Genomic DNA, 19,597 nt, shown 5'->3' with positions numbered 1-19,597 from the left:
AGGAGAATATAAATGAGTACAGATAGTTTACTTTCTAAGCGAATTGAACAATTAATTAAAGTAATTAGCGCTGATGTTTATGAAAAAGAAACTGTTTTTAAACTTGCTATTTTGGCGTTATTATCAGGAGAATCAATATTTTTATTAGGATTACCAGGAATTGCTAAATCATTAATTTCACGACGAATTAAATATGCGCTCCATGATGGGCGAAATTTTGAATATTTAATGAATCGTTTTTCTACTCCAGAAGAAATTTTTGGACCAATCTCAATCAAAGATTTATTAAAAGGTAACTATGTAAGAATTATTGATCAATATTTGCCTGCTGTTGATATTGCTTTTTTGGATGAAATTTGAAAAGCAGGCCCTTCAATTCAAAATACATTACTAACTATTATTAATGAAAAAATCTTTCGTAATGGTGGTGTTGATATCAAAGTACCATTAAAACTATTAATTTCAGCTTCTAATGAGTTACCAGAAAGTGGTAAAGGTTTAGAAGCTTTATTTGATCGTTTTATTATTAGAATGATAGTTTATGGTTTAACTAATGAAGAAAATTTTAATGATATGTTAGAAAGTATTACTAGTTTAGAAGTAAAAGTTCCACTTGAATTACAAATTAAAACTTCTGAATATGAAAAGTGATTAAAAGAATTGGAAACTACTGTTACTTTAAGCAAAGAAACATTAAATTTTATTTCTCGTTTTCGTAAAATTTTAACAGAAGCAACTAATGGTAAAGCTTACATTTCCGATCGAAGATGAAAAAAAATTGCTAAATTAATAAAAGCTTCAGCTTATTATAATGGTAGAACAACTACTGATAAGCCTGATTTATTGATTATTCCTTACTGTATTTGAGATAATGAAGATCAAGAAAAAGAGTATACAAAACTTTTCAATGAAGCATATTGTGAAGATTTAACTTACACATTGAAACAAAATCAGATTGAACTGGAAAGTGAGTTGGAAACATTAAGTAATAATGCCGAAAACATTAAAGATAGTCAAAATCAACCATCTATTTACTCCAATCCATTTTCTGAACAAATTAAAGGCATATATTATCGTTTATTATGACATAGTGATGAGTTTCCAATTTGTTTTATTAGTAGAAAGGATTTTCAGTTATTATTACGACGTAATAAAAAGAGTCATAATATTCAATTATTTTATGGTAAAAGTTTAAGTAAAATGGAAGGTAATCAGAAGTTTGAGTTGCAATTAAAGAATTCTAGTGAATTAATAAATATTACAAATAATTCTATAATTCAAGTTGAATTAACTAATACTGATAGTAAATCACAATTTGGAAATATTAATAGTCAAATGAAAGATTTAAAGCAACAAATTAATGAATTAAAAGTACATTTTGAACAAGAATATCATCGTTTAAGTAAAACCGATTCTATATTTTTTGATGAACAATTTAAATCACTATTAGAAATGGCATTTTTTGATAAAATTTCACAAATACCAGAAGCAGAAACCGAAACGACTCTTTCATCAGAATCACTAACTGAAGATTCACCAATAACTATTCCAAATGTTAATGATACTAATAATAATTCTGATATTAATTAAGATAGGTGATTATTATGGAACAATTAATTGAATCCCATGTTTCACAAATTTTAGAAACTAAATTGAAAAAAATGTCTTTATCAGAAACAAATTTAAGTAGTTTTACTTGATTTAAAAAAAATTTTGCTTGATTAGCTCCAGAATTTGATCAACAAATTAGTCATTTTTATTTAAATGAAGTTTTAGAAAAAAGTAAAAATATTGTTATTAGTCCCATCATTAAAAGAGAATTACGATTATATTTCTGAGTTATGATTAATGGTATTGATAGATTAAAAAATAATTGACAAGAAATTTACACTAGGGCAAAAATTCTTGATTCACCAATGATTAATTATTTTCATTATTTTCAAGAAAAATTTAAGGATCGTAAACTTAATAGTAAATTAACTTTTGATAATTTTATAAGACATTGAGAAAGTTTAATTGTTCAAAGAATTGTAAATTATAAATTATTTGAAACTATGCAAATGCGTCAAAAATATTTAACAATGTGAAGTAATAATATTAAAATTATTAATGAAGTAAGACATATAGTTGGTTTTGCTTGAAATTTTTTTGGACGATTTTGAGAAGGAGATTTAAATGATTTTAAAAAAATTAATTTAAATACTATTATACAATATGGTGAAATTTTAAATAAGAATCCAGCTATTATTGAAATTGCTAGACTACTTGGTCGTTGAAAAGGAATTTCGGGTTTAACAGAAAAGCAGGTTCATCAAAAAGTACAAATTGAATATCAATTAAAGCCATTAGGAAAATGGCCTGAAGAAATAGTAGGAATTACCGAGGGTAAAGTTTTAGAACATTTATTACCATTAGAATTAGTTAATCTTGCTATTCCAGAGTTAAATGCTATTTTTTATAAAAAATTTGTTGAAGAAAAGTTAGCAATTACAGAGTTTGAATCAATGGATTTAGTTGCCACTGAACATCTTGTTGAAGAAGTTGTAGAAGTACCAATTCCCGAAAGTGAAGGCCCTTTTATCTTATGCATTGATACATCTAAATCGATGAGTCATAGTCCAGAAATTATTGCAAAATCAATTGCGCTTGCTATTAGTAAAATTGCTTTACAAGAAAAAAGACCATGCTATATGATCAATTTTTCTGGTAAATTTGAAACTTATGATTTATCTAATTTAGTTTCATCAATTCCCAATCTAATTCATTTTTTAGGTCATAGTTTTAAAGGACATACTAATATTAATCCAGCTATTAGTCATGCTTTAAAAATTATGCAATCTAAAACATATCATAATGCAGACTTATTGGTAGTTTCTGATTTTTTATCTGCTAATATTACTAAAAATAATATTAATTTAATGTTGCAACTAAAAGCAAAAGCTAATCGCTTTCATGCTATTAATATTGCTTCTTCAACATTGTCTAATAATTTTAAAAAATATTTTACTAATTATTGACATTATGATCCTCGCGATCCATTTGCTGCGCGAAAAATTGCATTAAATTTAGCTAAAACTAAAAAAATAAAATAATGCATTTCGTTTAAAAATAATTTTTATATAAAAGACATATTCCGTAATTAAATTTTTTAAAAGTCAATTAATAATTTTAAAATTTATTTTATAATTTTGTTATTAGCAATAAATTTAGAAAAGTGTTGATAAAAATGATTTTTGAAAATTTAAAAAAATTAAAAAATGAAGAATTTTACAGATATTTTGGTATAAAACGTTTTCATTTTAATGAAATGTTAGAAAAATTAATTGAAATAGAAAAATTAGAAAAAAATAAAGGTCGAAAAAATAAACTTTCAGTAGAAGAAAGATTAATGATGACTTTATTATACTGAAAAGAATATTATACTTTTTTTTCAAATGAGTATTAAATCTAAAATGAGCCCATCAAGTTGTTTTCGAAATATTACTTGAGTAGAAAATAAACTTAGTAACCACAAAGATTACCAATTTTTAAAAGAAAGATATAAATTAAAAATTGATAAAAAACAAGAAAATTCAAATGAATTTCAATTTTATTTAATTGATTCAACTGAGATTGAAATTGAAAGACCAACTAAAAAAAACTACAGTTAGAATATTTTTCTGGTAAAAGTTGAATGTATTCTATAAAATTTCAAATTGTATATGATTTTTTTATTAAAAAAATTGTTGATATTTTTGCTGATAATGGTAAAGTGCATGATTTTCAAATATTAAAAAATTCAAATCTTGAATTTTCAGAAAAAACAATAATTATTGGTGATTTAGGATATCAAGGTATACAAAATATTTATAAAAATACAATAATACCAATTAAAAGAACTAAAAATAAAAAATTAACTAAACAAGAAAGAAAATACAATAAGATTGTATCTAAAATTAGAATTAAAGTTGAACATGTCTTTGCTTGATTGAAAAGATTCAAAATTTTAGTAAATAAATGTAGAAAATCTAAATTTAGACTTATGTACTTAAGATTTAACTTACTTTGTGAAATTTTTAATAAAATAAAACCATTAAAACAAAAAAAATATTAAAAATATTTTTTTAAAATTTAAATTTTTATCGAGTTAATATAAAAATATTATTAACAATTTTTTGTTTAAAATGTAAACTCATTTTTTAAACTATTTTTTCAAAAAATATTTATTTCTATATTCAATAACACTAAATAGTTTTAAAACAATTTTATTGACAATTAATTAAATTTAATTACGGAATATGTCTAAAATATAAATATTATAAAAAATAAAAATAAACTAAAATATAAGTTTATTTTGTTATAATTCTTTTTGAATATAAATTAATGGAGGTAAGAATATGAAATTAAAAGTAGCAACCTCTTTTAGTGGTATTGGTTCATTTGAACAAGCGCTTAAAAAAATGGATATTGAACATGAAATATTATTTGCTTGTGATAATGATAAATATGTTAAAGAAACATACTTTGCAAATTATAAAATAAATGATAATCAATGATATGATGATGTATATAATATTGATGGTAGTAAGTTTAAAAATAAAGTTGATATATTTGTAGGTGGTTCTCCATGTCAAAGTTTTAGTTCGATTGGTTTTCAAAAAGGGTTGGAAGATACTAGAGGTTTATTAATTTTTGAATTTATTAGACTTGTAAATGAAATAAAACCCAAAGTTTTTATTTTTGAAAATGTTAAAGGGTTACTAACAAATAATAAAGGTCAGACTTGAAAAATAATTGAACAAAAATTTAAAGAAACGGGTTATAATATTCACTATAAACTCTTAAATGCTAAAGATTATGGTATTCCACAAAGTAGAAATCGACTTTTTGTTGTTGGATTTTTAAATGAAACTGATTTTAAATTTCCAAAACCTATTGAATTAAAATATAAAATGAGTTTTTTTTAGAAAAAGTATTTTTAGATGAACAAGAAATATCAGAAAAAGCTAAAAAATACGTTTTAAATGAAGAAAGAATGAAAAAGAAGATAACACAAGTTAATGGTGAAATAATGCTTTGTCAAGTTAGAAATCAACAGTCAAATTTTATTGGTGATTTTGTTTCAGAAGGGTATATTAAAAAATTTATTTTGTCAGAAAAGTTACAAAAAATACAGTTTTAAAAAAAGGTAAGGCAAATCCTCAAATAGCAAAAACAATCTTAAGTTCTTCTTTTAAATATCATTATGCAAGTACTGACAATTATGTTAATTATGATACTGATAGGATAAGAAGATTAACGCCAAAGGAGTGTTTAAGATTAATGGGTTTTCCTGATTCTTTTAAAATAGTAGTTTCTAATACTCAGATTTATAGACAATCTGGTAATAGTATTGTAGTAAATGTTTTTGAACATTTATTAAAAGAAATATTATTTTCATTAGAAAGTTCTAACATTGATACTTCTATAAAAGAAAAAAAAGGAAATAAATCATGGGAAATATTGTTATAAGTAGTAATGATATCATATTAAACAAGGTAATTACTTTATCTAATGAATATTTTTGTGCTAATAATAAACATAAAATCTCTAGAACTAATGGTCAAGCTAAAATAAAATTTTCAGAAAATCAATTTTTAGAAATATTTGGTAAAGAGATTAAGGGAAATATTTATTTTTCATTACACAATTTAGAAAATTTTATTGAATCTTTAAGAATTAGATGAGTAACAATTTTAAAAACTAGTCATGATTTTAAAAGTCCTGATATTAAAAAAATTAACGAAATGATTAATATGTTTTATAGTAAATATAATAGTATGTTATTAGAAAATGATAATTTTAATGAAGAGTATATTATGACCCATTTAGTAAAAATAGATATGCCTTAGAAATTCCTATTTTTAGTAAAATAATATTTTATATTGCAATACCTTTTGAAACTTTTTTAGAAATAAAAAAAACGAAAGATAATCACGTTTTTATTTCATTTGGTTTAGATTTTTCTTTAATAAAGAATAGTATTTTATTTAAACAACAAAATGAACTAAGGAAAAATTCAAATAAAAGAATAGTAACAGCAAGAAAAGGTCAAGATGAATTAAGAAAAAAAATAATTAAAAAATACAGTGTATGTCAAATCACAGAATTGGAATATAATGAATTATTAATAGCATCACATATAAAACCTTGGTTTTTTTCTGAAGAGAAAGAAAAAATAGATTTAAATAATGTTTTATTACTTAGTGCTATATTTGATAAACTTTTTGATCGTGGATTAATTACATTTGATATTAATGGTTATATTATATTTTCTGATTTATTACCAAATAATGATGTGTATAAGCTTAAAAAAATTATTAAAAATAAACAGTTAAGATTTAATAATGAACAAAAAGAATATATAAAATATCACAGGGAAAAAATATTTAGGTATATTAATGGATTTTTATTATTAGGCTAAATATATTTGTTAGAACTTTTTTATGTTATGAATTTTAATAGGGATTTGTTTATAATTTTCTTATGATAAATTTAGCTAAAACTAAAAATAAATCTTAATCTTAATTTTGATAGTTATTTTTTTGCTTTAATAATGATAAAATATTATTAGAGTGAAAAAGTAAACTGATAATGAGAGATGGATAATATGAAAAAAATAATTTAATTTTAAGCAAAACATTAGTTATTATTAGTGTTTTAACAGTAACAATTAGTTTATCAATTTTTCCATTATTTAATTGAGGTGTTCCATTAAAAAACAATATTGCTATTATTATTACTTTAATCGTTAATAAAGAACCAATTACTAGTAGTTTTTATAAACAATTAATGACTAGTGATAGTATAGTTTCTTTATATACTTTTGGAACATTATTGATTTTTAATTTAACTTATTTAATACCATTAATTTTTATTAAAAAACCTTTTTCAAGATCAGTTTTTGCTATACACATGTTATTAATAACCTTAGTATTGATACTTTTTGTATTAGTACTTTTTAATTACTTTAATATTAGAAATTTTCAAACTATTCCTTTTAAAGATTTATGAACAATTCCTTGAGCAGGTATTGGTTTAAGTTTACTTACTATTTTTTGATATGGCTTAAAAAATTTATGAGTTAATCCTCCACAGTTATCAAAAAAAAGTAATGATTATAGTAAAAACAAACAAGAAGAAATTAAAAGTGATGATTTACCATCATATGAAGATTTACAATTACAATTAAAAATGTTAAAAAAACAATTAAAAGAAGTTAGAAATATTAAAGGTAAGAAATAATAAAAGTTATTTTAGATTTTTAATTAGATCATTAGCAAACTTTGTTTTTTGATATTTGTTGTTGATTGATTACTAGAGTTAGGTAAATTTTTTTCATTTTTACTTGAGTTTAAAATTCATGATTGTAAATATTCTTTCACTTCTAGATTCACTTTATTTATTGATTCTCAAAAATTATCTATACATTCAATTTTAGCACCATTTTCTATTAGAAACTTAACTCCCTCTATATTATTATTATCAGCAATTAGAATTAAGGCAGTTTTACCATTTTGATTTGTATGATTAATATCAGCGTTATTTTCTACTAAAAATTTAATAACATCTAAGTGATTATTTTGAGCAGCTCGTGTTAAAGCACTTTCTTTATTATAATTAATTATATGGTTAACATCGGCATCGTTTTCAACTAAAAATTTAATTATATTTAAATATCCTTTTTTGGCGGCTTTTGTTAAAGCGCTATTACCACTACCAATTTTTATATTTTTTTGAAAATAATTTTCTTTGATTCTATAAGTATAAGTAAAAATATCTGAATTTGTATAGTTGACATTAGCATTATTTAGTAATAAAAGTTTAATTTTTTCTAAAGACATATTCCGTAATTAAATTTAATTAATTGTCAATAAAATTGTTTTAAAACTATTTAGTGTTATTGAATATAGAAATAAATATTTTTTGAAAAAATAGTTTAAAAAATGAGTTTACATTTTAAACAAAAAATTGTTAATAATATTTTTATATTAACTCGATAAAAATTTAAATTTTAAAAAAATATTTTTAATATTTTTTTTATTTTAATGGTTTTATTTTATTAAAAATTTCACAAAGTAAGTTAAATCTTAAGTACATAAGTCTAAATTTAGATTTTCTACATTTATTTACTAAAATTTTGAATCTTTTCAATCAAGCAAAGACATGTTCAACTTTAATTCTAATTTTAGATACAATCTTATTGTATTTTCTTTCTTGTTTAGTTAATTTTTTATTTTTAGTTCTTTTAATTGGTATTATTGTATTTTTATAAATATTTTGTATACCTTGATATCCTAAATCACCAATAATTATTGTTTTTTCTGAAAATTCAAGATTTGAATTTTTTAATATTTGAAAATCATGCACTTTACCATTATCAGCAAAAATATCAACAATTTTTTTATTAAAAAAATCATATACAATTTGAAATTTTATAGAATACATTCAACTTTTACCAGAAAAATATTCTAACTGTAGTTTTTTTTAGTTGGTCTTTCAATTTCAATCTTAGTTGAATCAATTAAATAAAATTGAAATTCATTTGAATTTTCTTGTTTTTTATCAATTTTTAATTTATATCTTTCTTTTAAAAATTGGTAATCTTTGTGGTTACTAAGTTTATTTTCTACTCAAGTAATATTTCGAAAACAACTTGATGGGCTCATTTTAGATTTAATACTCATTTGAAAAAAAGTATAATATTCTTTTCAGTATAATAAAGTCATCATTAATCTTTCTTCTACTGAAAGTTTATTTTTTCGACCTTTATTTTTTTCTAATTTTTCTATTTCAATTAATTTTTCTAACATTTCATTAAAATGAAAACGTTTTATACCAAAATATCTGTAAAATTCTTCATTTTTTAATTTTTTTAAATTTTCAAAAATCATTTTTATCAACACTTTTCTAAATTTATTGTTAATAACAAAATTATAAAATAAATTTTAAAATTATTACTTGATTTTTCAAAAAAATAATTACGGAATATGTCTAAAGATGTTTTAAAAAATATTGAACTTTAAAAAAAATACGAAATTAAAGTTATTAATGATGATAATGATTTATCATCTCAATTAGATTCTGATACATGTCTTGTTTCTGAAAGTGGTATTAGTGAATGAAGTGATAGTTTTGGTGAAAGTATTAATATTGATATGAATATTAACTTTCATTCTCCTAAACAAACAGTTGTAGCATAAGTTATTAATAAAATAAATTATTAAAATTATAGATATTGAATTTTATAAAACATAAATAAATTATCGGATTAAATAGTGGGTTATAAGATATATATTTGAACTAATGGAAAGAATGATTAAAATGGATATTAAACTTATAAACAAATGAGAAGTAATAATTAAATTAATAATATATTCACGAGCAATGAGAGAATATCAAGAGTATTTTAATATTTTACAAGAATTAGAAAAAGAACGTATAACTAGATTAGAAGATCTTGAAAATAAAAAACAAGAAATAATAGAAAAAATAAATAATAAACAATTAGTAATTCCAATTATTACTGCATTATTAAATTGTTGAAGAAGAAATAAAATTCAAGATTTTGATTTTTGATTAAAAAATTGAAAGTTAAAACTCCTCATAATAATATGAGAAAAGTATGACGTAATGTTTGAAAAGAAATATTAACTTATTATTGTGATGGTGATTTAACTAAGACAATTAATTCCGAAGAGTTTAAAGAATGACAGGATAAATTTATTAAAAATTGTGAATCATTAATTGAAAAATGAAAAGGTAAAGAAAAATATAAATTGATATTAGATACTTGTAAAAAATTATGTGAGATTGTCAAAAGTTTAGTAAATGATGTATGTAGTGATCATGAATTTCAAAGAAGTGAATCATTAAATATTATTGGTAATAATATATTTTTACAAGCAAATATTGCTAAAGAAAATGGGTCTACTGATTTATCAAATAATAATTGAAAAGAAGAAATTAGAAGAGACTCAAATCACTTAACGCCAAAAACTGAAAAACCTTGTTGAAGAAGATATGTAATTAGAAGATAATTAGTAAAAAATAAATATATATTTAAATAAATTAAAAAATAAGTTTTAACCCCTTGTTATTTTTTACTTTTATATGCTATTATTGTATAGGTAACGGCTCGGTAGCTCAGTTGGTAGAGCATTCGCCTGAAGAGCGAAGTGTCAGTGGTTCGAATCCGCTTCGAGCCACCATTATTTAAAATATAGGCAATTAAGCCTTTTTTTTAATTATTTTTCTTAGATTTAGGTTTAAGTTAAAATTTTAGGTATAATAGTGTCATTAGCAATTTTAAACAATTAATAATTCTAGAAAGAAGGGTATTAGTGTCTAAAATTTTAGTTTTAAATAATGCGAAAATAATTAGCATTAAGAAAATAATAAATAATGGTTTTTTAGTAATTAAAGATAATTTAATTTTCCAAATTAATGAAGGAAAGTATAATTATGAATTTCAAGATGCTCAGGTTATTGAATGTCATAATCAAACAATAATACCTGGTTTTATTGATTTACATGTACATGGAGGTTATGGCTATAGTTTAATGGATGGTACCATTGAATCAATTAATAATTTTGCAAAATTAGTTCCAAAAGAGGGAGTAACAAAGTTTTGTTATGCAACAGTTACTGCCAGTAAAAAAGAAATTGATAATATTCTTTCAGTATTTGCTAAGTATATGAAAACAGAAAATAAAGGTAACAAGGCACGAATTATTGGTGCATATTTAGAAGGACCTTTTATCTCAGAATTACAAAAAGGAGCACATACTCCGTCATTACTTCATGTTCCTGATCTTAATTTAGTAAAATCTTGAAATATAATTAGTAACAAAAATTTAAAATTTATTGTTTATGCTCCTGAGATAGATCCTAATTTAAATAATAAAAATTCAAATTTTATTTTTTCATTAATTAAAAATAATATTATTCCTAGTGTTGGTCATAGTAATGCTACTTTTAAAGAAATAACTAAAACTGTTGAATATGGTTTAACGCATATTACCCATCTTTATAATGCAATGAGCCCCTATAATCATCGCGATCCTGGTGTTGTTCCAGCATCATTATATTATGATCAATTAGTTACTGAGTTAATTTGTGATGGAATTCATGTTGATATTGATATTTTAGCAATAACATATAAAATTAAAGGTGCCGATGGAATTTGTATGATTACTGATGCCATGAGTGCAAAGGGACAACCTGATGGTAAGTATTTATTGGGACCATTACCTGTCATTAAAAGTAATAATAAGGTTACTGTTGAAGCAACCGGAAAATTAGCAGGCAGCATTGCAACAATGATTGCTGGTTTTAAAAATTTATTAAAAATTACTAATAATAATTGACAAGATTGCATCAAAATGGCCTCTTATAATAGTGCTAAACAAGTAGGAATTGCAAATAAAACGGGTGATATTGTTATTGGTAAATTAGCAGATATTATTGTATTAACTAAGAATAATGATATTTTTTTAACAATATGCGAAGGAAAAATTGCGTATCAACAAGAATAAGTAAGTAATGTAAGGGGTTTTTAAATTATGAAATTAATTATTTTAAAAGATAAAACTGAGGTTGCTCAATTATTAAGTAAAATTATTATTGATATTATTAAAGTTAAACCAAATGCTATTTTAGGATTAGCAACAGGAAGTAGTCCAATTGAAACATATAATTTATTAATAGCAGATGCAAAAAATAACAAAAGAGATTGATCAAAAGTTGTAACATTTAATTTAGACGAATATGTTGGTTTAACTCCAGATCATGTAAAAAGTTATCGTTATTTTATGAATCATCAATTATTTAATCATATTAAAAGTCTTAATTTAAAAAATACGTATGTTCCTAAAGGTATTGGTGATTTAGACCAAAATGTGGAAGAATATGAAAAATTATTAAAAGAAAAAGGACCAATTGATTTACAAATATTGGGCTTAGGTACTAATGGTCATATTGCTTTTAATGAACCAGGTACTCTTGCAAGTAGTAAAACACATGTTGTTAATTTAACTAAAGAAACAATTGAAGCTAATAAAAGATTTTTTTCTAAAGTTGAAGATGTACCAACCAAAGCTGTTACGATGGGCATTCATACTATTTTACAAGCTAAATTGATTGTTTTAATTGCTACAGGAACTAATAAAGCACAAGCTATTCGAGAGTTAGTTGAAGGTAAAGTTTCTCCGAATTATCCATGTACTTTTTTACAAAATCATGATGATGTTACAATTATTATTGATGAAGAAGCAGCAGCATTATTAAAACCAACTATATCAAAAAAAAATTAACTTAAAGGAGAAACAAATGGAACGTAAAAAGATTATTATTGGAAATTGAAAAATGTATAAAAATATAGAAGAAACTCAATTTTTTTTAAATGAATTTAATAAATTAATAAAAACTAAAAATATTAAATATGATTATGGAATAGCAGCTAGTTTTACTAATTTACCCTTACTAAAAATGAATAAAACTTCTGCTTTAATTATTGCGGCTCAAAATTGTCATTATGAAACCGAAGGTGCATATACTGGTGAAATTTCAATTAAGATGCTAAAAGATATGATGGTTAGTCATGTTATTATTGGTCATTGTGAACGCAGAATGTATTTTAATGAAGTAGATGAAACAATAAATAAAAAAATACATTCACTATTTAATGCTAATATTATACCAATTTTATGTTGTGGTGAAACTTTAAACCAATATGAAAATAAAGAAACTAATGAAGTAATTAAAAATCAAATTAAGTTAGCATTAAAAAATATTAAAGCAGAAAATATTGCTAAGTTAGTAATTGCCTATGAGCCAATATGAGCAATTGGTACTGGTAAAACAGCAACAGCTCAACAAGCCCAAACGGTTTGTAAAATGATTCGTGAATTTATTAGTGAATTATATAATAAAAATGTTGCAGAACAAGTACGTATTCAGTATGGTGGTTCAGTAAAACCCGATAATATTAAATTAATACTTTCTGAACCCGACATTGATGGTGCATTAGTTGGAGGTGCTTCATTAGTACCACAATCTTTTTTTGATTTACTAATTTAACTCTATTTAAATTACTAATAAAAATAAGGAGTTAACTAAACATGGAATTATCAAAGATACAAATTAAAAGTATGTGAACAAAACTAACAAAAAAAATTAAACATCGTGCCTTTCCGGCAACCACTTTTGTCAATGCTTTTAGGAATAAGTCAGAAATTTTAGCATTGTTTAGTAAAAATGGTGAAGACACTAATCAATTAGAACAAATTGGCTTTATTATTTGTACTAAAACTATTTTTGCTCCTAGTAGTGATAGTATTGTTAGTGACAAAGGTATTATTACTAATGAATATTTTACTGGTGAAGTAATTGATGTTAATAATACTCTTATTCCTAATACTTATATTCATTTAGTTAAGGTTAATAGTGGACCAATCGTTATTAACGATATTCCATTGTATTTAACTATCAATGAAAGTCATCATCAATCATTAGTTAATAATAAAATTGGTGCTAAATTATTTACAAATAGTTTGATGAAACAATTAAATTATAAAACTTCTAATTTTAGTTCTATTTCTATTACTGAACAAAATTTTATTGTTGCTCTTAATAATTTAAAGATAAATAGAAAACAAATATTGCAAAGTGAATTTATCATTAATTCTTTATTAGAACAAAAATTATCATTAGAACAGTTAATTTTTTTGCAAAATAAAAAAGAATATAGTTATTTAAAAAAATTTAATGAAGTTGAATTACAAGAAATTATTAATTTGCAAAAAATAGCAGTTGTTGCTATTAAAACTAATAAAGATCAGCGAAAAATAACATTAATAGCAGGTAATAAACAACGAATTGAAAACTTTTTTATTAATGCTAAAAAACCAATCATTATTGCTATTAATGCTATTAATAAAAAAATTAGAGCAATTAATCAGCCCGAAAATATTCAACCAATAGCACCGATAACTAATATTACTAATTATCAAGATTTATGACAATTACAAAAAATTCATAAAGAACTATTGAAGTCATTTTCAAAATGGCGGATAGTATCTCAAGATATATTAGAAAATTTATCACAGACTTTTGCTTATGGTTATTATTCAGAAGTCATTGATAATTTGAAAATTACTCATTATTCTTTTAATAATGATTTATTAGATTATAATTTAATGGAAATTAAAGGACACAATTTATTAGCTAATAGTAGTAATACTATTTTATTTCTTTCTAATAATATTAGTGATAATCCTAGTATGGTTATTTTATTAAGTGAAGATTTAAAATCAATTTGTGATTTAAAAACAATAATTACTAAAATTACTAAAAAGCAATCTATTAAAATAGTTTTTAAAAAAGATATTGTTATTTTGAGTACTGTTCATTATCAATGTATTACTGATTTTATTACTAAAATGATTACTATTTTTAAATCTGATAATTTTAAACATCAGTTACAAGTTATTAAATAAAAAATGAGGTGAAATTTATGAAAACAAAACAACCAATATTACTATGTATTTTAGATGGTTTTGGTATTGCAAAATCTAGTTCAACTAATGCTATTAGTTCTGCAACAAAACCTAATTTGGATTATTTATTAAAAACTTATCCGCATACTGAAGTTTCAGCTTCTGGCCTTGCAGTTGGTTTACCAGAAGGACAAATGGGCAACTCTGAAGTTGGACATTTACAAATTGGTGCCGGTAGAGTAATTTATCAGTCATTAACATTAATTAATAAGTCAATAAATGATAAAACATTTTTTAAAAATGAAACAATATTGTCAGCAATTAATCATGCCAAAAAGAATAATAGTAATGTTCATATTATTGGTTTACTAAGTGATGGTGGAGTACATGCTCATATTAATCATATTTTAGCATTATTAGAAATTGCTAAACAACAAAATTTTAAGAATGTTTATGTTCATGCTATTTTAGATGGTCGTGATACAAAAGCTGATATTTCTAAAATTTATATTGAACAGTTATTAAAAACTATGAAACAATTAGGCATTGGTATGCTTGCTACTATTTCAGGAAGATATTATGCTATGGATCGCGATAAACGTTGAGATCGTTTAAAAATAGCATATGATGTAATAGTTAATCATGAAGGTGCTTCATTTATTGATCCTATTGCTTATGTTAATGCAGAATATAGTGCTGGTCGTAATGATGAATTTATTATGCCTGCTTATAATTCTGAAATTAATAATGGTAATATTAAGAATAACGATAGCATTATTTTTGCTAATTTCCGTCCTGATCGTGCAATTCAATTAGCATCAGCATTAACAAATAATAAATATGATTTTAATATTAGTATGAAAATACCAACATTAAAAAATACTTTTTTTATTTCAATGATGGAATATGCTAAAAGTGTTAAACCACAAGGTGTTATTTTTCCACCTATATCAATGCTTGATGCTTTAGGGGAATGATTAAGTAAAAATCAATATCATCAATTACGAATTGCTGAAACTGAAAAATATGCACACGTAACTTATTTTTTTGATGGTGGTGTTGATGTTGAATATCCACTATCAACAAGAATTTTAATTCCTTCACCAAAAGTAGCAACTTATGACTTAAAACCAGAAATGAGTGCTCGCGAAATTACTACTCGTTTAGAAAGTGAAATTTCTAAAAACATATATGATGTTATGGTTTTAAATTTTGCTAATCCTGATATGGTTGGTCATACTGGTGTTTTAAATGCTGCCATTGATGCGATTGATGTTATTGATGAATGTATTGGAAAATTGTATCAAGCAATAAAACAAGTGAATGGTATTTTAATGATTACTGCTGATCATGGTAATGCTGAAATCATGATTGATAAAGAGGGTAATCCTAATAAAAAACATACATCGCAACCAGTACCATTTATTATTTGTAAAACAGGATTAAAATTAAAATCAGGTGGTTGCTTAGCAAATATTGCTCCAACGCTATTAGACGTTTTGGGCTTAGTTAAACCAACTGTTATGACCAGTGAGTCTTTAATTATTAAATAAAAATATATTGATTTTTCTTTTTATTGATAAGTGCTTGTTTTAAGAATATAAAAGTATTAAAATATAGGCATATGAATTAAATATAGTGTTTCCCCTTTTATTTTTTTAAATAAATATAAGGGGTTTATTATATTTAGTTCCTATATTATTTTAGAAATCTATACATTTATTAAAAATTATGGAGGTAAAGTATGCAATTATCAGAAACAGTAGAATATTGAGAACTTAATGACTTTCTACAAAAATCATTAAGTTCTAAAAAAGATGAATCATCACCCAATATAACTTTAAATAGTTTGGAAGTTAAGATTGATGATATAAAAACACAATTAGATAGTAGTTTAAAAGAATATATTATTGAACTTGTATATGTAGATGAAAAGGGACGTTTAGTAAAAAATACTAATGATGAAAATGTTAGTATTATTCAACAACCAGCTTTAGCAATTAATAGTGATCAATTACAACAACTAGTAATAGTAAAAGAAAAATTAGATAGTTCTCTAGTACATTTATATCGAACTAAAAAAGAAAATGATAAGATTATTCTTGAATATTTAGGTAAAAAAGAATTACCGGCATTATTATTAAAAACTCAATCAGAATCCAATAATTTAAATAATGAAGAATATAAAGAAGAGTTAGATGATCTTAATGTTAATATTATAAAAAGATCTGAAGAGCCTATGAAATTATCATTTGCTGAAAATGGAACGTGTTATTTATTTATTGATAATAAAAACAAAACAATTGTTCCTGTAGATGTAAATGATGCTAAGGAATTTAAAAACTTTGTAGCCAAAAAATGTCCTCGTAATGGTAGTATAAATATTGAAGTTGATAAAAATGGAAAGATTTTGTTTGCATATATTATTGATAACCAGACTCATAAGAGGAAAGATATAAAAATTGATGAAAAATTAATTGATACTCTTGAAAGAGTAATTAGTACAGCCTCTTCTTTACATTCACAACATTCACAAAATAATTCTGTTGCACCTAAAAAAGAAGTACAAAGTAATAATTCTTTTCTTGCAAAGGAAATTAATGGTACTGAAGCACCATCAAAACCAGTAGAACAAAATGTTAAGTCAGTTTTATCTACACCAACACCATAAATGTAATAATTAAAGGAGAAAATATAAAAATGCCACTAATGGAAAATTTTAAATGATTTACAAACATTATGAGAAGTATATATCAATCAGAAATAAGTGATGTTGAAGATATTGCTATTGAAGTAGAGGATGACCTATATTCAAAAAAGAATACACTTAATATTTTGAAGAATTCTTCTTTCAATATTAATCCATTAAAAGTAAAAAAAATAGTTAGTTTAAATCAAGATGGAAAATTTGTTGTTGATAGTGGTTCATTAGTTAATACTATATTTATTAGTGATGAATCATTAATTCAAAATGATCAAAGTATATTTAAAAAAGACCAATTAGTTTTCGTTGAGGATGAAACTGACAATACTAAAATTAAAGTATATAAAATTTTATTTGATGAATCTGAAGGTGAAATAAGACCTGAATTAGGATTATTAGGAAGTATAAATTTATTAAAATTTAATGAAATTTTTATAAATTCTGGACTGTTTAAAGAAAATGATGTTTTAATTAATCAAAAGATTAAAAATTTATTAGATACTCCACAGTTGCGAAATCCATTTGAACAATCAAACCCGGTTTGAGATGTGGAACAGTATAAAATTAATGATTATTCTTCAAATAGTACAATGATCGAAGATTTTAAAAAACATTTAAACTTAGTGAATGTTGAAAAAGACTATTTTATTTATCGTCAAGGAAATGAAATTTTTATTAAAAATGTTACTGATCCAAATGATACTTTTATAATCTCAACAACTGCTCAAAGTATTACTGATAATGATATTTTTTATTTAAATAAAAAGATTAACGAAAATGGAGAAATTTTTTGAGAAACCTATAAAATAACAAAAAAACCTGTTCTAGGATGATTATATGATAATATAAAATATCAAGCACATAAAGTTAAATCTTTAACCGACCAGCAATTTGATGATTTAAAAGCATTAAGTACTCCTCCACAATTAGGATTTACTATAGAACCAACAATTAATATTGGATTAGCATCTGTTGTTAAAGAAGAACAAGAAGAAATTGATTTAGTTGCTATGCGTTTTTTAGTTATTGCACCAGAAGTATTACCAGAAGATTTACCTGAACTTTTACCGATTACAAATAATATCACTGAAACATTACAAAATAATAGCATAGAAGGTTTGTATAGTTTAGTAATAGAAGATGGTAAAATAAAAATATCAGATGCTAAATCAGATCCAGAAAATGTAACTTTTGAACAAGAACTTTCTCGGGATAATAAAAAAATATGAAATGATATAGAAGTTGCTGGTAAGTATCAAAAAGTATACTTTGCAAAAAACCCAAGTAATAATTTAGTAGAAAAATGAGTAGTTATTGCTGATCAAAATCAACTACAATGTATTGGAACACTTTCTTTATTAGAGTTAAGAAAAAGTTTTGCAAATAATAATTTATTTCCTAATGGATTAAAGGGTATTCACTGTGGAGAAAATGGATCACAAGTTAAAGTGGCAAGAGCTGCTGCTGAACAGGTAATATCACCAAAACCATCAGCTACAAAATTATCTCCAGTTATCGTTAAAAATGTTATTAATTTAAAATGAGATGATAGTAGAGAATTATGAGATTTAAACATAACAACTGATGAGCAAACATTGGATAAAAAATTAAAATTAGAAAAAGATGAAAATGATATTTTGAAAAATTTAATAGATAAAAATAATAATGCAAATACTGTTATTTTATTTAATAAGTATGATGGAAAATTTTTAAGAGCATATTATTTTGATGAAAATAATAAAAAAGTAAATTGCTCTAATAAGTTAAGTGATGAAGATAAAGAACAACTTAGTATCATAAATCAGAAAGCAAAAGTAAGAGTATCAGAAACAAGAACAGTAAGACCAATACCTGATTTAAAATCAAACTTATTTTCAAAAAATATTAAAACTTTTAATTTTAATATTTTTAATGGAAAATGTTATGTTTTATGTAATGATGAACTTGGAATTCCATTAAAAGCAGAAGTGAAACTTAGTCCTAAACAAATTCGTGCATTATCATATTTAACTAAAAATGAAGTTGATTTTTCTTTAACTTTTGATAAAGATGATAATTTTAAAAGTATAAGTTATATCTTTTATAGAGATGAAGTAAAACAAAATGTAACTATTAACAGAAAAGATTTATCTAATGGTAATAATTTTAATCAAAAAACGATTGAAACTGATGAATTAATGAAAGCAATAATTACTGCTCTTAATAATCCTGAAAGTTTAATACCAGAGGATGATGGAGTAACTCCAAAACCATGAAATAGTGATACTGCTGCTAAAGTTAATGATACATCATCACCAAGTAGTACAACTCAACATTCACAACAACAACAAATGTAATTAAATCATCATTATTTTAGAAGCACAAATAAAAAATATTT

The 19,597-nt window shown here is 23.3% G+C and carries 23 protein-coding genes and 1 tRNA gene; 21 read left to right on the top strand and 3 right to left on the bottom strand.

The window, feature by feature from the left end; translation table 4 throughout:
• Nucleotides 1-12: 12 nt before the first annotated feature.
• The 11 genes from AAHM89_RS10520 to AAHM89_RS10470 all read left to right on the top strand — a co-directional run bounded on the left by AAHM89_RS10520 (nt 13) and on the right by AAHM89_RS10470 (nt 7,263).
• Nucleotides 13-1,590, top strand: coding sequence for an AAA family ATPase (locus tag AAHM89_RS10520; protein WP_342266317.1), 1,578 nt, complete (start codon nt 13-15; stop codon nt 1,588-1,590).
• Between the two features lie 14 nt (nt 1,591-1,604).
• On the top strand, nt 1,605-3,092 hold the full coding sequence (locus AAHM89_RS10515) for a VWA domain-containing protein (protein ID WP_342266316.1): 1,488 nt from the start codon (nt 1,605-1,607) through the stop codon (nt 3,090-3,092).
• Nucleotides 3,093-3,226: 134 nt separating this feature from the next.
• Nucleotides 3,227-3,445, top strand: coding sequence for a hypothetical protein (locus tag AAHM89_RS10510; protein WP_339046964.1), 219 nt, complete (start codon nt 3,227-3,229; stop codon nt 3,443-3,445).
• Nucleotides 3,435-3,650 (top strand): hypothetical protein, encoded by a 216-nt coding sequence (locus tag AAHM89_RS10505; RefSeq protein WP_339047170.1) that lies wholly within the window; start codon nt 3,435-3,437, stop codon nt 3,648-3,650. Before AAHM89_RS10510 ends, AAHM89_RS10505 begins: the two co-directional genes overlap by 11 nt.
• Nucleotides 3,651-3,673: 23 nt before the next feature.
• Nucleotides 3,674-4,093: a transposase family protein gene (locus tag AAHM89_RS10500; RefSeq protein WP_342266315.1), complete on the top strand. Its 420-nt coding sequence runs from the start codon at nt 3,674-3,676 to the stop codon at nt 4,091-4,093.
• A gap of 283 nt (nt 4,094-4,376) precedes the next feature.
• Entirely contained in the window at nt 4,377-4,946 is a 570-nt protein-coding gene (locus AAHM89_RS10495) for a DNA (cytosine-5-)-methyltransferase (RefSeq protein ID WP_342266314.1), read from the top strand.
• A gap of 68 nt (nt 4,947-5,014) precedes the next feature.
• Nucleotides 5,015-5,161 carry a hypothetical protein gene (locus AAHM89_RS10490; RefSeq protein WP_342266313.1) on the top strand — a complete coding sequence of 49 codons (147 nt, stop codon included), beginning with the start codon at nt 5,015-5,017 and terminating at the stop codon, nt 5,159-5,161.
• Complete coding sequence (locus tag AAHM89_RS10485; RefSeq protein ID WP_342267304.1) at nt 5,122-5,490, top strand: DNA cytosine methyltransferase; 369 nt, start codon at nt 5,122-5,124, stop codon at nt 5,488-5,490. The genes AAHM89_RS10490 and AAHM89_RS10485 overlap by 40 nt, the downstream gene beginning before the upstream one ends.
• On the top strand, nt 5,472-5,870 hold the full coding sequence (locus AAHM89_RS10480) for a hypothetical protein (RefSeq protein WP_342266312.1): 399 nt from the start codon (nt 5,472-5,474) through the stop codon (nt 5,868-5,870). Before AAHM89_RS10485 ends, AAHM89_RS10480 begins: the two co-directional genes overlap by 19 nt.
• Entirely contained in the window at nt 5,867-6,442 is a 576-nt protein-coding gene (locus tag AAHM89_RS10475; protein ID WP_342267303.1) for an HNH endonuclease, read from the top strand. Before AAHM89_RS10480 ends, AAHM89_RS10475 begins: the two co-directional genes overlap by 4 nt.
• Before the next feature lie 368 nt (nt 6,443-6,810).
• Nucleotides 6,811-7,263, top strand: a complete 453-nt coding sequence (locus tag AAHM89_RS10470; protein WP_342266311.1) for a hypothetical protein — start codon at nt 6,811-6,813, stop codon at nt 7,261-7,263.
• Nucleotides 7,264-7,286: 23 nt separating this feature from the next.
• Here AAHM89_RS10470 and AAHM89_RS10465 read toward each other — a convergent pair whose 3' ends face one another.
• The 3 genes from AAHM89_RS10465 to AAHM89_RS10455 all read right to left on the bottom strand — a co-directional run bounded on the left by AAHM89_RS10465 (nt 7,287) and on the right by AAHM89_RS10455 (nt 8,912).
• Nucleotides 7,287-7,862 (bottom strand): ankyrin repeat domain-containing protein, encoded by a 576-nt coding sequence (locus AAHM89_RS10465; protein WP_342266310.1) that lies wholly within the window; start codon nt 7,860-7,862, stop codon nt 7,287-7,289.
• A gap of 196 nt (nt 7,863-8,058) precedes the next feature.
• Nucleotides 8,059-8,466, bottom strand: a complete 408-nt coding sequence (locus AAHM89_RS10460; protein ID WP_339045908.1) for a transposase family protein — start codon at nt 8,464-8,466, stop codon at nt 8,059-8,061.
• A gap of 23 nt (nt 8,467-8,489) precedes the next feature.
• On the bottom strand, nt 8,490-8,912 hold the full coding sequence (locus tag AAHM89_RS10455) for a transposase family protein (RefSeq protein ID WP_342266309.1): 423 nt from the start codon (nt 8,910-8,912) through the stop codon (nt 8,490-8,492).
• 430 nt (nt 8,913-9,342) lie between these two features.
• Between AAHM89_RS10455 and AAHM89_RS10450 the strand changes: the two genes are divergently transcribed.
• The 10 genes from AAHM89_RS10450 to AAHM89_RS10405 all read left to right on the top strand — a co-directional run bounded on the left by AAHM89_RS10450 (nt 9,343) and on the right by AAHM89_RS10405 (nt 19,556).
• Nucleotides 9,343-9,672: a hypothetical protein gene (locus AAHM89_RS10450; protein WP_342266308.1), complete on the top strand. Its 330-nt coding sequence runs from the start codon at nt 9,343-9,345 to the stop codon at nt 9,670-9,672.
• Nucleotides 9,633-10,058, top strand: a complete 426-nt coding sequence (locus AAHM89_RS10445) for a hypothetical protein (protein WP_342266307.1) — start codon at nt 9,633-9,635, stop codon at nt 10,056-10,058. The genes AAHM89_RS10450 and AAHM89_RS10445 overlap by 40 nt, the downstream gene beginning before the upstream one ends.
• A 95-nt stretch (nt 10,059-10,153) precedes the next feature.
• Nucleotides 10,154-10,229 (top strand) — tRNA-Phe (locus AAHM89_RS10440).
• Between the two features lie 132 nt (nt 10,230-10,361).
• On the top strand, nt 10,362-11,555 hold the full coding sequence (gene nagA, locus AAHM89_RS10435; protein ID WP_342266306.1) for an N-acetylglucosamine-6-phosphate deacetylase: 1,194 nt from the start codon (nt 10,362-10,364) through the stop codon (nt 11,553-11,555).
• 27 nt (nt 11,556-11,582) lie between these two features.
• Nucleotides 11,583-12,332 (top strand): glucosamine-6-phosphate deaminase, encoded by a 750-nt coding sequence (gene nagB / locus AAHM89_RS10430; protein WP_252319509.1) that lies wholly within the window; start codon nt 11,583-11,585, stop codon nt 12,330-12,332.
• A 16-nt stretch (nt 12,333-12,348) separates the two neighbouring features.
• Nucleotides 12,349-13,098, top strand: coding sequence for a triose-phosphate isomerase (gene tpiA / locus AAHM89_RS10425; protein ID WP_342266305.1), 750 nt, complete (start codon nt 12,349-12,351; stop codon nt 13,096-13,098).
• Between the two features lie 41 nt (nt 13,099-13,139).
• A complete protein-coding gene (locus AAHM89_RS10420) occupies nt 13,140-14,516 on the top strand; it encodes a hypothetical protein (RefSeq protein WP_342266304.1) in 1,377 nt (458 codons plus the stop codon).
• Between the two features lie 17 nt (nt 14,517-14,533).
• On the top strand, nt 14,534-16,069 hold the full coding sequence (gpmI, locus tag AAHM89_RS10415; protein WP_342266303.1) for a 2,3-bisphosphoglycerate-independent phosphoglycerate mutase: 1,536 nt from the start codon (nt 14,534-14,536) through the stop codon (nt 16,067-16,069).
• 191 nt (nt 16,070-16,260) lie between these two features.
• Nucleotides 16,261-17,187 carry a hypothetical protein gene (locus tag AAHM89_RS10410; RefSeq protein WP_342266302.1) on the top strand — a complete coding sequence of 309 codons (927 nt, stop codon included), beginning with the start codon at nt 16,261-16,263 and terminating at the stop codon, nt 17,185-17,187.
• Between the two features lie 29 nt (nt 17,188-17,216).
• Complete coding sequence (locus tag AAHM89_RS10405; protein ID WP_342266301.1) at nt 17,217-19,556, top strand: hypothetical protein; 2,340 nt, start codon at nt 17,217-17,219, stop codon at nt 19,554-19,556.
• The last annotated feature ends 41 nt before the right edge of the window (nt 19,557-19,597 follow it).

The organism is Spiroplasma endosymbiont of Villa modesta, from assembly GCF_964030925.1.
In the GTDB taxonomy this organism is placed as follows: Bacteria; Bacillota_I; Bacilli_A; order Mycoplasmatales; family VBWQ01; genus Spiroplasma_E.
Note: the sequence above shows the minus strand (reverse complement) of the source record. Positions and strands in the feature narration are given on the sequence as shown.